Origin of the sequence: Paenibacillus sp. NAIST15-1, assembly GCF_001894745.1 — a bacterium.
GTDB classification, from domain to species: Bacteria; Bacillota; Bacilli; order Paenibacillales; family Paenibacillaceae; genus Paenibacillus_B; species Paenibacillus_B suaedae.
Window position 1 is genome coordinate 118,953 of record NZ_BBYF01000005.1, and the last position, 15,503, is coordinate 134,455.

The window sequence follows — 15,503 nt, forward strand, 5'->3', positions numbered from 1 at the left end:
CTTAATCAGTATGTAAACCTTTTAAAAAACAAAAAAAGGGACGGAGTCCCTCTTTTCAAAGAGTATATTAGATTTTAACTGTACCCGTTTGTCTGTCTGATGCAATAAATAATGGATCTCCAGTTTCAGTATGCTTCACACCTGCATCTGAAGTAAAGATGATGCCAATAGAAATCATCAAAAATAACAATAAGGCACTTAACAATAAGCTTGTAGGAAAAGATTGGGAGCTTGAACTTTTCAAAAAGTACCACACCCTTTACGTGGAAATACTTACTGGTTTTATGATATAGTCTACCATTTATTTGTGTCAAGACTAAAAAACATGTGAAGCTTTCGTTTGGGCAGATGACTTACCTTTGGTCTATACTAGCAATCAGTAACCCATCCATCGCTGAATTTATTGATTATGTAGGTCGATGGGTGGCAGCACGCTAGAGCATGTGGATGTAATTGCTATCTAGGGGAATCTGTAATCTTCTAAAACTAAAGGAGATAGAGGCGCTGGATGTTGGGCACTGATTCCAGTGTTTTTTGTGTGATACAATAAGGAAAAGGGTAGAAGATGGAAATTTGGAACGGAGGGAAAGCTTGCTTACGTGGAATAGCGATGTATGGGGAAAGCTGACAGGGCCGTACAGTTCTGCAGAAAATCTATCTGAGTTATTGCAGCAGCTAATGCGCCATTATAGTGAGGAGCTTTTTGATGAAATCTTCCAAGAGTACTTGTACCATCAAAATACGATATATACGGCCACATATGCAGCGATGCCTTTTTTAGCACAAATCGCATGTTCAACATCTGATGCTGAAGTGCGCAAAGAGCTGTTTGTAAATTGCGGTATAATCGAGGCAAGCCGTGATGGGCACGATGAGGAGCCATTTCCAGAAGCTTGGGCTGAACTGGCTGAAGATGTAGGCAAGTCTGTCTGCACTGAATTGTATCGTGAATATGTAGAGGCTATCGGGAAACTCAAGGCGCTTACGAAGGAAGTATTCACCTATACAGCCCATCATTCCGTCGATGAGACGGAGAAACGTTTTATTCTTATTGCGGATGCCGCTTATCGAGGTTCGTATATGCTTGCCGATATGTTGATGACTTTTAGTAACGGTGATGAGTATGTGGCCATGTGTCCGGCCTGCGACAATGATGTATATATCTGGCCTCATGTAGATCATTCTGAAGAAATCGAAATACTTCAAGCCTATGAACAAGATCCCGTCTTTCACACTGATCAGGAATCCCATCTGATCGTCCCGGTCACGTCATTTGCAGATAAAGAAATACGAATATTAGCGGAGCGGGCGGAAGCGATCGGGGAGCAAACATTGGTTAGGCATCTGTATTATTTAGCGGGGGAAGCATCATGTCCATCCTGCCGTGAGAAAATTTCCGTATGGCCGTCTTTACTTAGCACATTTTCATAGTTGGGCGCAAGTTAAGAGTATGTTAACCAATTGGATTTCTAGGAGCTGTCACGCGCGACAAGCTCCTTCTTATTTTCCGCCGATAGCCCCTTTGAGGTGAACCTTATTACTAGTTGGGCGAAAAAATCTACATTTTATTTGATCTCCTGTGAAAGAGGAGAATCTACCGTACGCAAGTGAAAACAAATAGATCCAATTTATATTGGAGCAGCCAAACCACTTATGCGTGATTTAGTTACAGCTGTTATACAACCTACAAGCAAGTGGAGGGCACTTTGTTGATTTGCCTGATGCAGTGGGAATGGGTGTTGTTTTATGGGATGATATCGTTCTTGAAGACAAGCTATGTTACTGCTATGTGTGTACCACAGAAGAAGCAGCTTATGGCCAAGTTATCATAAATGATGGGAGTAAATCAGCTATCTCAGATGGCTTTGGTGGCAATCCTCCTAATGCAACGGTCTGTAAGACCATTGACAATCAGTTATTCAAGAAACGGTTATTAGAATTATTGGTAAGTTAACATTACGGCGTGTTTTGATGAAAAACAATTTCCAGTAATAGATTATCAAAAAGTAGTATTTATGAGCAGGCCATCAGTCTGCTCATTTTATGTGTGCAACGCATGGTGATAGACTTTAGACGGGCCTCATTTTTATGAAACTCTATAAACTAACGTTAAAATCGTCTTAACTGGAAAATTTCTTGTATTGTGTTAATCTGTCTAATGGCGAACGCAATTTAGAGAGAGGGATGCTACTTGAAAAGAAACGTATTATATATTGAAGATAATGAGAAAATAGGCAGTTGGGTAAAAGAAGAATTGGAACAGCGAGGATTTTCAGTTCAGTGGCTGCTTTCTGGTGAAGGAGCCGAAAAAGAAGTACATCAGCATGAAGTAGTTATTTTGGATATCATGTTACCCGGGTTAGACGGATTTACGGTGGGAAAACGATTAAAGAAAGCAGCTCCTGCTGTTCCTATTTTGTTGTTATCTGCTCGAACATCGATAGATGACAAGGTAGATGGTTTGCAATTTGCTGATGACTATGTAACGAAACCATTCCATACGGATGAATTGGTTGCAAGATTAGAAGTATTAATCCGTCGAAGAGGTGGAACACATTCCGAACGCATTTCATTAGGAGATCATATAGAAGTAGATCCGGAAGTCCAAATGGTATATGACAAACGCACAGGAGAAGAAATTATATTGACTGGGAAACAACATCAAATTTTAATGTACTTCTTACGCCACCCCAATCAAGTTCTACCAAAAGAACAAATCTATGAAGCAATTTGGCAAGAAACTTATATCACTGGTGATAAGACCATAATGGTACATATCCATCGACTGCGTCAAAAGCTGGAACGTCATCCTGATTCTCCAGAGATTATTGAAACGTTGAAGGGAATAGGCTATCGGGTGAAACTATGAAACAGAATAGATCATTATTTCGACGTTTTCTAAAAGTACATTTTCTATTTATCTTTCTTCCTCCCATTGTGCTTATTTTCTTCAGTGCGTTTATTGGGTTTTCTATCAATGGAGATTCTATCAATAGTGAAGATCTAAATACGTTACATCTATTTTACGTTGCCTTGCTATTGTTTGGTTTTATTATTGTCGCATTTGTTATATTATCTTGGCTGTTCTTCTTGAGACTTCGCAAACGTCTCGCCCGCTTACAGAAAGTCATGTCATCTTCTGCTAAAAATAACTCATTTCCGAAACCCATATCTGTTCAAGCGGATCGTATGGATGAGATAGACCAGTTAGGAAGTTCTTTTAATTGGATGATTCAGCAGCTTGAAGACAGTCGTAAACAAGCATATGAAGAAGAATTGTTACGACATCGACTCATTGCGAATTTATCACACGACTTACGAACGCCACTTACCATTTTGAGAGGACATGTCACCAAATTAAATAAAGAATCCATGAGTGTAGAAGGACAAAACTCGTTAACAGAGATCAACCATACGATTACAAGAGTCGGAGATCTAATGGATGATTTACTTACGTATACATTGCTTACCTCAGGAAAACATCCTTTTGAGCCCGTTTCAACAGATATCGGACGTTTGGTAAGGGCATCTGTTGCTGCGTGGTATCCTGTATTTGAGGAAAAAGAAATTCAGCTCGATGTTGATTTACCGGCAGATGAAACATTTTATTGGGAAGCAGATCCTACATGGGTGACACGGGTTCTGGATAATTTATTTCAGAATATTATTCGCCATGCAGCAGCGGGGAAATATGCAAACATTGTGGTTGATGTAGAAAAAGAACAAATCATTGTTGCAGACAGAGGCCCAGGTATGGATAACTCATCCTATGAGCGTGGAGCGGGGATTGGTTTATCGACTTCAAACTATATGTTGAAAAAAATGAAGCTGAAGGCTGACTTTACATCAAATGAAAATGGCACAAGAGTAGCTATTGGTAGAGCGTAACCTAAAGGTAAGCCAGAAGTAAACAGCATGATAACCGAGATGTAACTTTGCTTCTTTATAATAGAACCATAACAGAAAGGGAGTGTTATGGTTGCTTACCATTAATAACTTGGTGACACATCGCGGAACTAGGGAAATCCTGTCGGGTGTCAGCTTTAAAGCTAGACCAGGCAGAGTAACTGGTTTTTTAGGTCCAAATGGGGCAGGTAAAAGTTCTACACTTCGCATCCTGCTTGGACTAGATCGTGCAACCTCAGGGAGTGCACTAATTAATGGAAAGACATTCGCAGAATTACATAATCCTCTAACAACAGTAGGTGCCGCACTTGATGGATTTGGAGCTCATCGTATGCGAACAGGACGGGCACACTTGCGTTGGATTGCTCGTGCCGCAGGATTGCCTCGTTCACGTGTAGAGGAAGTTCTGGAAATAGTGGGTCTCACGAATGCAGCAGGTAAACGGGTTGGGAGTTATTCCCTTGGTATGGGGAGAAGACTTGGAATGGCTGCTGCACTTCTTGGTGATCCCGAAATACTGGTCTTAGATGAACCCGTAAACGGGCTCGACCCACAAGGAATTCGCTGGATTCGGACATTTTTACGTGAACGTGCTGCGTCTGGTAACACGGTGTTGCTTTCGAGTCATCTCATGGGAGAGCTTGCAGAGACGGTTGATGATGTGGTGATTATTAATCACGGGAAAATCGTTGCAGATGGAACTTTGGAAGAAATTATAGGTAACCACTCTACGCTGGAGGAAGCCTTTTTTGCTCTGACATCTGAACATGCAGGTGATGTTATATGAGAGCATTCAACGCAGAATTATCTAAATTGTTCTCCCTGCCGGGCATTTGGCTTGCCTTTCTTATTGGAGCGTTTGCCCCAGCGGTCATTGCTGCCTTGGACATTACAGCACAAAAAGAGGAGATAATAGCTGGAGTTAGCACACGGCTATCAGAAGTTGGCTATATTGGATTCGGTCTTGGTGTGCAAGGTGTCATTATTCTTGGTGTGCTTGCTGTCAGCAGTGAGTATATGACAGAGAGCAGTGAATCTGGTGGAGGACAACAGATTACCTCAAGTTTAACGGTTGTTCCATCAAGGCTTCATTTTTTGCTGGCAAAAGCAGGCGTTGTGACGGTGATCAGCATACTGCTTTGTATGGTTGCTATGATGACAACTGCGTCAGCAACACATCTTATTCTTGGTGAATACGCCCCTGTATTTGAAGCATCTAGACTTATCGGTGCAGTTTGTTACTGGATATTCACTGCCCTTTTAGCATTTGGGATTACGGTTCTAACTAAGAATGGCATTATCCCGCTTGCTGTGCTCATCATAAATTCATCCGTTGTATCATTTAGTTTCCTGCTTTCTAAGGTTACAAAGTTAGCGTTTTACTTACCAGACAGGGCTGGCTTTGATATGTTTATGTTTACGAGCGACAGATTTCACACCCCATTCACAGGCGGTTTAGTCATGTTTGATTGGGTAGCCGTTCTATTCATTGTTGCAGTTATTGTGTTCCATAGGAGGGACGTTGCATCATGAGTGACTCTTCTAGTAGAAAGATAATACAAATCCTTGGTGCTGAACTAGATAAATTAGTTACATTGCCATTGATATGGCGCACTCTTACTGGTACGTTCATTGTTAATTTATTTTTAGCCGAAGCTTTTACTTCTGTTGGTCTACAAGAGGAAGCAGGAACGCGAAGTATACTGAATATAGGACTTGCTTCTATGGGATATCTTCAAGCAGGGTTCATTATTCTTGGTATCTTAGCTGCTTGTTCGGAGTATACTGGTGGACAGATACGAACTACGTTAACTACGATACCTTGGCGTGGTTTTCAATTATCCGCGAAGCATTTGGCATTAGCAATTATAACTATTCCTGTGGCGTTTATTATTGCTGCATCAGGTGTACTATATACTTTTATTTTAATGAGAGACGCAGCAGTAGGGTTTGAAATAGACACACTGATAAAAACATTAGTAGGAGCAACAGGCTATCTAACATTAACCACACTTCTCAGTGCAGCTGTAGGTGCATTACTAAGACGAACCACTCCTGCCTTAGTAATATTGCTTGGTTATTATTTCATTGCTAGTCCATTGTCGAGAGATTTTCTGCCTAATTATTTTCCGGATACGGCAGGATATTATATGTATATGCCGGCTTCCACTGATGAAATAAATATCTTTACACCAATGCAAGGGACAGGTATTTTAATGTTATGGACACTGGTTTTTATTACAGTAGCTATTATATTTTACCGTAAACGAGATGCCTAGATGCTCAATCCAAATTTAGGGGGAGAAGACTTGAAAAAAATTGCAGTATTATTATTGTCCTCATCATTGTTCTTGACCGCGTTGCCTACATACGTGCTGGCACAAGAAGCCAAACCGAACGTAACACGGGGAGAAGTTGTAGAATTTTTGCTGAATGCCGCAGACGATTACAATTCGGGCATCAAAAGAGAAGATATTTTGAAAGGTTACGGCAAAGGAGAGGCAAGAGAAGATCAGGAAGTGACCAGAATTGAAGCTTTGATCATGCTGGGCCGCGCGTTTTCGAACCTGCCTGCGCCAAAAGGCAATGATTTGCGCGTAGCCAACACCTCTGCATCCTATACTGACGTACCGAAATGGGGACAAGACGAAATCACCAAGCTAATTGCTTCTGGCGTGCTTACCGATTATCCGGACGGCAAACTCGGCGTTTCCGATCATATCACGAAAGAACAACTGCTTACGCTGACGAATCGGGTCATGGCCCTTAAAGGCTCGAATCCACGCGATGATTATTATGAATATGTTAATAAAAAATGGCTGAACGATTCCAAGATCCCAGCAGGCGAAATGTCCAACGGCGTATTTAACGAGCTGGCAAAAGCCAACGAGGACCGGACTAAAGCAATCATCGATGAACTTGTAAAAAAACAAAACCCAGCAGGCTCCAAAGAGCAAAAAATCGCCGATTTCTACAAATCGGTACTCGATATGGAAAGTCGCAACAAGCTAGGGATCAAACCGATTGCAACTTATATTACAGATCTGGAGAAGGCTTCCTCTGTCAAAGAATTATTTGATACTAACATGAAGATGGAGAACGAAATCTCGAAAGGCGGTTTGTTGTCTTTTGCCGTGATGGGCGACGCGAAGGACAGTAACGTCAATGCGCTGTATTTCTCGGGCCTTGGCACGAGGCTTGACAAAAACAGCTATGTCTCCGGCGACGAAAAGACCAAAAAAGTGTACACGAACTACCTGACCAAATTGTTTGTACTGTCCGGTACCGACGAGATAGCAGCAAAAGCGCAAGCCGAAGATGTGTACGCATTCGAAAAAGAACTAGCTGCATCCTCAATGGATCTTCAGGATCAGGGGAAAGTTGAAAATTACTATAATCCTTACACCAAAGATAAATTCATCGCGCTCTTTAAATCGATCGATATGGGCAAATATATGAAAGAACTCCGGGTAGATCAAGCGGACAAAGTGATTGTAACCGACATTGGATTATTGAATAAAAGCGCGGAAGTTTTGAACGAGAAAAATCTGGACAAGATCAAAGCCTACGCCAAAGCCACTTTGTTGATGAATGCCGGGGGCACTTTATCGGGAGATTTTGTGAAATTGGCAACTGAATTTGAAGCCCAACTGTTTGGAATTGAAGGTGAAAAGACAAATGAAGAAATGGCGGTCATGACCACCCAAACCGTCATGAATCAGTATCTCAGCCAGGAATTCGCAGAAAAATATTTCACGAAAGAAGCCAAACAAGACGTTGAACAGATGGTTAAGCAGTTCATCGAGGTTTATAAAGAGCGGATCAAAGCGCTGGACTGGATGTCTGAAGCAACCAAAACCAAAGCCATCAAAAAGCTGGATAAAATGACAATCAAAATCGGATATCCGGATCAGTGGAATGATTACTTGAAGGATGCTTCCATTAAAACTTTTGCGGACGGCGGATCGCTGTTTGACAACATAGTGGCAATCAATAAAGCACTCAAAAAACAAGCGTTCTCTTCGCTTGGAAAACCTGTCGATAAGAGCAGCTGGATGATGAGCACCTATGAGGTAAATGCTTATTATAATCCGCTGAATAACGAAATTGTGTTCCCGGCGGGCATTCTGCAAGCTCCGTTTTATGATATCAAAGCCAAACGCGAAACGAATTTGGGAGCGATCGGCATGGTCATTGCACATGAAATCAGCCATGCTTTTGATAATTTAGGTTCTGCATACGATGAAAACGGAAATGCGGTCAACTGGTGGACTCCGGAAGACTTTAAAAAATTCCAGGAAAAATGTGATCAGGTTATTTCCTACTATGACCATGTTGAGGTGCTTCCTGGCGTGTACAATAATGGCAAGCTGACGGTAAGCGAAAATATCGCCGACCTTGGCGGTATGGCGGCATCGCTTCAAGTACTGTCCAAAATGGAAAACCCAGATTTCAAAGCCTACTTTGAAGGTTATGCAACGATCTGGCGTATGACCATGAGTAAAGAAACGGCTGCGTACCTATCGACAGTAGACACGCATTCAGCAAACAAAGTACGCGTAAACCGTACCGTCTCGAACTTCCCAGAGTTCTATAAAGCATACGAAGTAAGCGAAAAGGATGCCATGTACGTCGCTCCTAAGAACCGCGTGAGCATTTGGTAATCCAGTAATAAATAATCCTTTTATTTGGCCCTGAGTAAGGGACATGAAATAAACGAAGCTGAAAAAGCTGGCTCCGGAAACCTACCGGCGTCAGCTTTTTTTAGGCTCAACATTTAAAAGAAAGGTTTGGAGTAAGCTCTACGGATTTGGATGAAGCAGATTCATTTCTCCAAAAAGTCCAAACTCCCGAAGATCTATTTCAGAAGTTGGTGAATCCGGACAGAATGCTTTTCGATACAGACTGGGGACATCTGTAAACGAGCTGAAAACGATGCTAACGCAAAGTGGATTTCAAGATGTGGTGGTCGAGCCAAAAGAGGAATCCAGGGCGTTATTAAAGTTTGGGTTCCTGGGTCGAAGGTGGAGGGTTATATCGTTTAGCTGTAAAAAAGGGATCGAGCCGTAATTAAGTAGTCATCATGGTAATTAATGAATAAGAGACACCCGAATTATTTGGGTGTCTCTTATTGTATTCAGCTTAACCTATAGGTAAAGACGCATCAAAGTTGCACGTTGAGCCTCATTCATCTTCAGAATGGAACGTGATTCTCTGGCTTTAGATAAAGCACTATCGATGTCGGAGGCTAATCCTAATTCCATTAATGTTCCAACGGCAACAGCTCCCGTGCGTCCTCGTCCAGCCCCGCAGTGGAAAGCAACCTTTTTGCCTGCTTGGTGATGGGTAACAACAGCCTGAATTGCTTCTTTCATTTGCGATTCTTCTGTACCCTCCGCATGATCCTCTAGAGGGGCATGAATTCTTGTAATGTTGAGTGGTGTAAGCTCAGCAGGGTCTACCTCTGCTCGTAGATCAACAACCACATCAATGCCTTGCTCTTGGATCAGTTGATTTACATCTTTTGCTCCACACATATAGAGATTTGGTATCAACTCGTGGTAAGGTTTTTCGTTCATTTCAGGCTCCTTTAATGTTGAGTAAGAATTTCTAGCAGTCTCCATTGGTTCGGTTGTTTTCCAAAGAAAGAGAGCGGTGAGTTTGGATAACACCTTGACTTTTTGAATCCATTTACTGACGATTACAACGTGGGTCTCCTCAGGATTGCAAAGGTATGGGTACTTCTCCTCTATATCATCTACAAGGGCGAGGGAGAGGTGAACTGCGGGATCTGTTGTCGTCTCCTTGAGTGTGATATTCTCGAATACGTGAGTAATTATATAATTATGTACTTATATTTTCAACAGTTTCCGTCGCATTAAATAATCAGTTGCTTATATAAGTGGATGATTATATAATAAGCTTGAAATCAGGGAGGTGCACCGAAACATGATGATCTCAATAGAGGAAATGGCGGAGCAATTTAAGTTGTTAGGTGATAAAACTCGACTAAAAATTGTCTCACTTTTATCCCAACAACAAATGTGCGTATGTCATTTAGTTGAGCTATTGCAATCGACTCAACCGAATATTAGCCAGCATCTTCGTAAATTAAAGGACGCTGGTTTAGTGGTAGAAGAACGAAGAGGACAGTGGATTTATTACTCTCTTTCGATTGAGGATAAACCTCATTTAAAAGAAGCAATTGAATATTTGCCGAAGGTAGGGGAAGAAGAGCAAGAAAAAATCAACGCGATGATGTGTGAATAAGGAGTGTGGATGTCATGAGTCAAGATAACACCAAGAGACTCTCTTTTCTGGATCGCTATCTCACTTTTTGGATCTTTGGGGCAATGGCCATTGGATTAGGGTTAGGGTATCTGGTGCCTAATTTCTCTGATGTGCTTTCTAGTATGCAAATTGGAACGACTTCGGTACCGCTTGCTATAGGTCTGATTGTGATGATGTATCCGCCGCTTGCAAAAGTGAAGTATGAAAAGCTTGGACGGGTGTTTAAAGATTGGAAGGTGCTCCTTCTGTCCTTAGTACAGAACTGGATTATCGGTCCGATTCTGATGTTCTTCTTAGCCATTTTGTTTCTAACTGATATGCCTGAATACATGATCGGGCTAATCATGATTGGGCTTGCAAGATGTATTGCGATGGTCTTGATATGGAGTGATCTAGCTAAGGGAGATCCTGAATACACAGCGGGCCTTGTTGCATTTAACTCGATCTTTCAGATCCTGTTTTATTCCGTTTTTACGTATGTGTTTATTACGGTGCTACCAGGCTGGTTTGGGGTTGAGGGCGCTGTTGTTGATGTCTCCATGGGACAGATTGCAGAGAGCGTGCTGATTTATTTGGGAATTCCGTTTGCAGCAGGGTTACTGACACGCGTGATTGGGATCAAGCTGAAGGGTCAACAGTGGTATGAACAAGTGTTGATTCCGAAGATTAGTCCTCTTGCCCTAATTGCATTATTATTTACGATTGTCTTGATGTTCACGCTTAAAGCAGAATTGATTGTCAAGCTCCCGCTTGATGTAGTGCGTATTGCGATTCCAATGATCATATACTTTGTCGTGATGTTCTTAGTATCCTTCTTCTTATCGAAAAAGTCAGGAACCTCCTATCCGGTGGCTTCATCTTTATCTTTCACGGCTGCAAGCAATAACTTTGAACTAGCGATAGCCGTAGCAATTGGTGTGTTCGGTCTGGATTCAGGAGTTGCATTCGCCGCGGTAATTGGACCACTCGTTGAAGTACCTGTATTGATTGGGCTTGTAAATGTGTCGCTTTGGATCAAGCAGAAGTATTTCGAGCCTGCACTAAATAAGTAAGAACTCATAGCTCAATTCTGTGAGGTGCGCGATGCAATTAAAGCTAGAATCGAGTATTTCCTGGCAGAAGGAAAATAATCAACGCTTTGAACCGACCCTTATGGTCGGTTTTTACTTAGGGCATAAAGGAGTACAGCATGAAAGGCACAACTGATTTAACCAAAGGCAAGATTATGCCGACTTTGATGAAACTATCCCTTCCGATCATAGCAACCAACTTCATCTCCACGACTTATGGACTTGTCGATATGATGTGGGTTGGCCGGCTAGGAAGCGGTCCCGTTGCAGCAATTGGGACGGCGAGCTTCTTTATTAATCTAGCGATCGCTTTGGCTACGATGGTTACGATCGGAACGGGAATAAAGGTGTCCCATTGTATGGGGGCAGGCGAGGGTGATAAAGCTAAGACCTATATCAAAAATGGATTTATCATGTCTGTCTTGCTAGGCCTTCTTTATATGGCATTCGTCTTTTTGACAAAGGATCAGCTTATTGGGTTCTTCGATTTAGGTAGTGGTGAAGTGAAGTTGATGGCGAAGCAGTTCTTATTGATCTCCATCTTGGGTACTGTCTTTTCCGTCGTAAATATGTTGTTCGCGACCATATTGAACGCGATGGGGAACAGCAAGCAGCCGTTTCATATCTTCACGGTTGGTCTTATTCTTAATATCATTCTCGATCCTTTTCTGATTTTTGGCATAGGACGTTTTGAAGGGTTGGGCGTTGTAGGGGCAGCTATTGCGACTTTGTTGGCAAACCTTCTTGTGACGGTATTATTTATCATTCAAACCAGACATTCTGGGATGATTACCAAGTCATCAGCATGGAATAGCCATCTCATGAAAGAAGTCATCCGCATGGGGCTCCCGATCACGATTCAAAGGGTGACCTTCACGTTGATTTCCATCATCATCGCGAAGATCATAGTACGCTTTGGTGCGGATGCCATTGCGGTTCAAAAAGTCGGTATTCAGATTGAATCAATCTCCTACATGACCATAGGTGGGCTGCAAGGCGCTATTGCTGCTTTCTTTGGACAAAATTATGGAGCGGGTCGAATAGATCGTATCCGGCAAGGATACCAAAAAGCTTTGCTGTTGACGTCGGGATTCGGCATCTTTATATCGATCATCTTTATTCTCTTTCCTGGGCAGCTCTTCTCTGTTTTTTTATCTGATGAGGCGAGTTTAGCGCTAGGGACGGATTATATGCGAATCCTTGGTTATTCCCAACTGTTTATGTGTATGGAGCTTATGACGGTAGGTGCCTTTAATGGAATCGGGAAAACCCATATCCCACCGATTTTCAGCATTACCTTTACAGCATTACGAATACCACTAGCTCTGATTCTATCCGAACCATTCGGCTTGAATGGGGTGTGGATGTCTATTGCTTTAAGCAGTGTGTTCAAGGGAATCGTTTTGGTCTTCTGGTTTAGGAGGTCGCTACGTAAAATGAAAATTCCACACACCGTGGTTTAACATAATAAGAAGGAAGGTTCAACATGTGAATTTGTTACATCGTGGAATCATACAACAAATCATCGACAATTCGTTAAATAAGGATTTGTTTCGAGGTCAATTTGGCCTAGAGAAAGAGAATGTTAGGGTTGATCATGAGGGTAAATTGGCGCTAACCCCACATCCTAAGTCGTTTGGGAGTAAGACAGAGAATCCCTATATCCAAACCGACTTTTCCGAGAGTCAGATCGAGATGATAACCCCATCTTTTGACTCGATTGAAGAGACATATGGGTTCATGGAAGCCCTCCAGGATATTGTGTCTTTAGAGCTTGATGGAGAGTACTTGTGGCCAAGCAGTAATCCTCCAATCTTACCCGATGAAAAAGAGATTCCTATTGCCAAGATGAATGATCCAATCGCGGATGAGTACCGTCATGAATTAGCAGATAAATATGGCCGTAAAAGACAACTGCTGAGTGGAATCCATTATAATTTCTCGTTTGATGAACGATTTTTACAAAAGTTACATGAAACAATAGGGCAAGGTGAAACCTACAAGGACTTTAAGGATGCAATTTACTTTAAGATCACACGCAACCTGCTTCGGTACCGTTGGTTGCTCATTTATTTAACAGGGGCAAGTCCAGTCTTTGATAAAACTTACATGCAAAAGTGTGTGTCATTAAGCCATTCAGATGATAACAAGAGCCACTACTTCGCGAATATGAATTCGCTGCGAAATAGTGTATGTGGCTATCGGAATGAAAAACCGCTCTATGTATCCTTTGATTCGGCACATGACTACGTACGGGATTTGAACACATTAATTCAGCAGGACGAATTACTGAATGCGAAGGAATTTTACAGCCCCGTTCGCTTGAAAACAGCCAAAGGATTGAATCCATTGCAAGAACTTTTAGAAGATGGTGTGGCTTACTTAGAGCTGCGCTTGATTGATCTCAACCCGCTTCATAAGATTGGGATCAGTAAAAATAAGATGCATTTTGTCCATCTATTTATTCTCTTTATGCTGCTCAAAGGAGATGAGCCTTTTGGTGCGGAAGATCAGAAGATGGCGGAACTCAATCATGATCAGGTGATCATGGAAGGCCTGGAAGGGATCCTACATGATTCAAAGAGCTCCCTTGGTACGATGAAGGAGATGGCACTTGCTTGTATCCGTGAGATGCAAGAAATGGTGCGGTTCTTGAATCCTGACGGGGAAGAGTTGATCCAAATCCTTGATGGGGAGATGCAAAAAATCCTTGATCCCGAGTTGAGCTTTGCCTACAGGATTAAGTCGGGTATTCAGAAATCCACTTTTATGAAATATCACCTAGCTAAAGCTAAAGCGTACGCCGAGGAGAGCAAAAAAAGCGGGTACCGCTTTGTTGGATATGAAGATTTAGAATTATCAACTCAATTGCTTCTAAAGGCAGCCGTGAAACGTGGGATTACGTTCAAATTAATTGACCGAGAAGAGAACTTCGTCCTGTTTACTAAGGGAGATCATAAGGAATATGTAAAGCAGGCTACCAAGACGTCGCTTGATTCCTACAGTACGGTATTGATCATGGAAAATAAAATTGTGACGAAAGAAGTTCTTAAAGAGCGTGGTATTCGAGTACCGAATGGGGACGCCTTCCGTAGTCAGGAAGAGGCGTTGGCTGCCTATGAGATGTACCGGGACAAAGCTATCGTCATTAAACCGAAGTCCACCAACTTTGGGTTGGGTATCACCATCTTTAATCGTGAGTTCTCTAAGGAAGACTATCAAAAAGCATTTGAAATGGCGTTTAAGCATGATCAGACCGTTCTGCTTGAAGAATTCATGACGGGTAAAGAGTATCGATTCCTGGTCATGGGCGATGAGGTTGTAGGGGTATTGCATCGCGTACCAGCCAATGTCGTGGGCGATGGAGTTCACACGATTGAGCAGCTCGTACATGAAAAGAATAAAGATCCGCTTCGGGGTCGCGGTTATAAGACGCCTTTAGAGAAGATTCAGCTAGGTGAAGCAGAAACCATGTTCTTAAACAATCATAATCATCAATGGAGCGGGATCCCTTCTTTAGGACAAGTTGTCTATTTACGGGAAAACTCCAATATCAGTACTGGGGGAGACAGTCTTGACTTTACCGATGAAATCCCGGAGAGCTATATGACATTAGCCATTGAATCAGCGAAGGCTGCAGGTGCAACGTTCTGTGGGGTGGACATGATGATTGATGATATTACATCTGAAGCATCTGATTCCAACTACAGTATTATTGAGATCAACTTTAATCCCGCCATTCATATCCACTGCTATCCATACAAGGGAAAGAACCGTAAAGCGGATGAGAAAATTCTCGACTTGCTGTTTGGGAAAGTAGGGAGTTAATTGTTGTCCAAAAAGAGCTTCAGCGAAAGCAGCAGCAAGAACAGCATGACAAATATATCAAAGAAAAGTCCCGGCTCACAAAAGCTGAGGAAGAAAAAATGAAAAAGGCGGATAAAATAACTCAAGCGAATGGACACTTTATACTGAATTTAGATGAGCCCACCATTTTTTTAGATGTGTTCTGTATTGAGAAGCATTGGAAGATTTCATATTACTCCATATAGAATGAGGGAAATCTCGGAATAATATATTTCTTTAGTCACATTTATCCATGATATCTTTTACATCTGAAAGTATTTAGCCCAAGGAAATTCACATGAAATCGTGCATACCAATTCAGCTGCCATGAATGTCTTTGACAACCCATGCGAAGATTACAGCAGCTTTTGTATTTGTATTTTACCGTCA

14 protein-coding genes are annotated in these 15,503 nt (G+C 42.0%); 12 read left to right on the forward strand and 2 right to left on the reverse strand.

Annotation, left to right across the window (positions count from 1 at the left end; genetic code table 11):
* Positions 1–67: 67 nt before the first annotated feature.
* Positions 68–244, reverse strand: coding sequence for a hypothetical protein (locus tag PBN151_RS31930; RefSeq protein WP_227774649.1), 177 nt, complete (start codon positions 242–244; stop codon positions 68–70).
* 347 nt (positions 245–591) lie between these two features.
* Between PBN151_RS31930 and PBN151_RS13595 the strand changes: the two genes are divergently transcribed.
* The 8 genes from PBN151_RS13595 to PBN151_RS13630 all read left to right on the forward strand — a co-directional run bounded on the left by PBN151_RS13595 (position 592) and on the right by PBN151_RS13630 (position 8,570).
* The gene (locus PBN151_RS13595) at positions 592–1,431 is read left to right on the forward strand and encodes a hypothetical protein (RefSeq protein WP_072729385.1); all 840 of its coding nucleotides are present in this window, start codon (positions 592–594) and stop codon (positions 1,429–1,431) included.
* Positions 1,432–1,714: 283 nt separating this feature from the next.
* Positions 1,715–1,954, forward strand: a complete 240-nt coding sequence (locus PBN151_RS13600; protein ID WP_227774655.1) for a hypothetical protein — start codon at positions 1,715–1,717, stop codon at positions 1,952–1,954.
* Positions 1,955–2,191: 237 nt separating this feature from the next.
* Positions 2,192–2,869 (forward strand): response regulator transcription factor, encoded by a 678-nt coding sequence (locus PBN151_RS13605; RefSeq protein ID WP_072729386.1) that lies wholly within the window; start codon positions 2,192–2,194, stop codon positions 2,867–2,869.
* Positions 2,866–3,888, forward strand: coding sequence for a sensor histidine kinase (locus PBN151_RS13610; RefSeq protein WP_072729387.1), 1,023 nt, complete (start codon positions 2,866–2,868; stop codon positions 3,886–3,888). Before PBN151_RS13605 ends, PBN151_RS13610 begins: the two co-directional genes overlap by 4 nt.
* An 82-nt stretch (positions 3,889–3,970) precedes the next feature.
* A complete protein-coding gene (locus tag PBN151_RS13615; protein ID WP_483311009.1) occupies positions 3,971–4,693 on the forward strand; it encodes an ABC transporter ATP-binding protein in 723 nt (240 codons plus the stop codon).
* Complete coding sequence (locus PBN151_RS13620) at positions 4,690–5,439, forward strand: ABC transporter permease (RefSeq protein ID WP_072729389.1); 750 nt, start codon at positions 4,690–4,692, stop codon at positions 5,437–5,439. The genes PBN151_RS13615 and PBN151_RS13620 overlap by 4 nt, the downstream gene beginning before the upstream one ends.
* Positions 5,436–6,185: an ABC transporter permease gene (locus tag PBN151_RS13625; protein WP_072729390.1), complete on the forward strand. Its 750-nt coding sequence runs from the start codon at positions 5,436–5,438 to the stop codon at positions 6,183–6,185. The genes PBN151_RS13620 and PBN151_RS13625 overlap by 4 nt, the downstream gene beginning before the upstream one ends.
* Before the next feature lie 30 nt (positions 6,186–6,215).
* The gene (locus tag PBN151_RS13630) at positions 6,216–8,570 is read left to right on the forward strand and encodes a M13-type metalloendopeptidase (protein WP_072729629.1); all 2,355 of its coding nucleotides are present in this window, start codon (positions 6,216–6,218) and stop codon (positions 8,568–8,570) included.
* Between the two features lie 483 nt (positions 8,571–9,053).
* On the opposite strand, the gene PBN151_RS13635 is transcribed toward PBN151_RS13630, so the two are convergent.
* On the reverse strand, positions 9,054–9,485 hold the full coding sequence (locus PBN151_RS13635) for a protein-tyrosine phosphatase family protein (RefSeq protein WP_072729391.1): 432 nt from the start codon (positions 9,483–9,485) through the stop codon (positions 9,054–9,056).
* A 370-nt stretch (positions 9,486–9,855) separates the two neighbouring features.
* Here PBN151_RS13635 and PBN151_RS13640 point away from each other — a divergent pair, with 370 nt between their 5' ends.
* The 4 genes from PBN151_RS13640 (at position 9,856) to gshAB (ending at position 15,095) form a co-directional block, all read left to right on the forward strand.
* Complete coding sequence (locus tag PBN151_RS13640) at positions 9,856–10,176, forward strand: ArsR/SmtB family transcription factor (RefSeq protein ID WP_021253368.1); 321 nt, start codon at positions 9,856–9,858, stop codon at positions 10,174–10,176.
* Positions 10,177–10,190: 14 nt separating this feature from the next.
* Positions 10,191–11,249 (forward strand): ACR3 family arsenite efflux transporter, encoded by a 1,059-nt coding sequence (arsB, locus tag PBN151_RS13645; RefSeq protein WP_072729392.1) that lies wholly within the window; start codon positions 10,191–10,193, stop codon positions 11,247–11,249.
* A gap of 137 nt (positions 11,250–11,386) precedes the next feature.
* A complete protein-coding gene (locus tag PBN151_RS13650; RefSeq protein ID WP_072729393.1) occupies positions 11,387–12,730 on the forward strand; it encodes an MATE family efflux transporter in 1,344 nt (447 codons plus the stop codon).
* A 25-nt stretch (positions 12,731–12,755) separates the two neighbouring features.
* Positions 12,756–15,095 carry a bifunctional glutamate--cysteine ligase GshA/glutathione synthetase GshB gene (gene gshAB, locus PBN151_RS13655; RefSeq protein WP_072729394.1) on the forward strand — a complete coding sequence of 780 codons (2,340 nt, stop codon included), beginning with the start codon at positions 12,756–12,758 and terminating at the stop codon, positions 15,093–15,095.
* Positions 15,096–15,503: the final 408 nt, after the last annotated feature.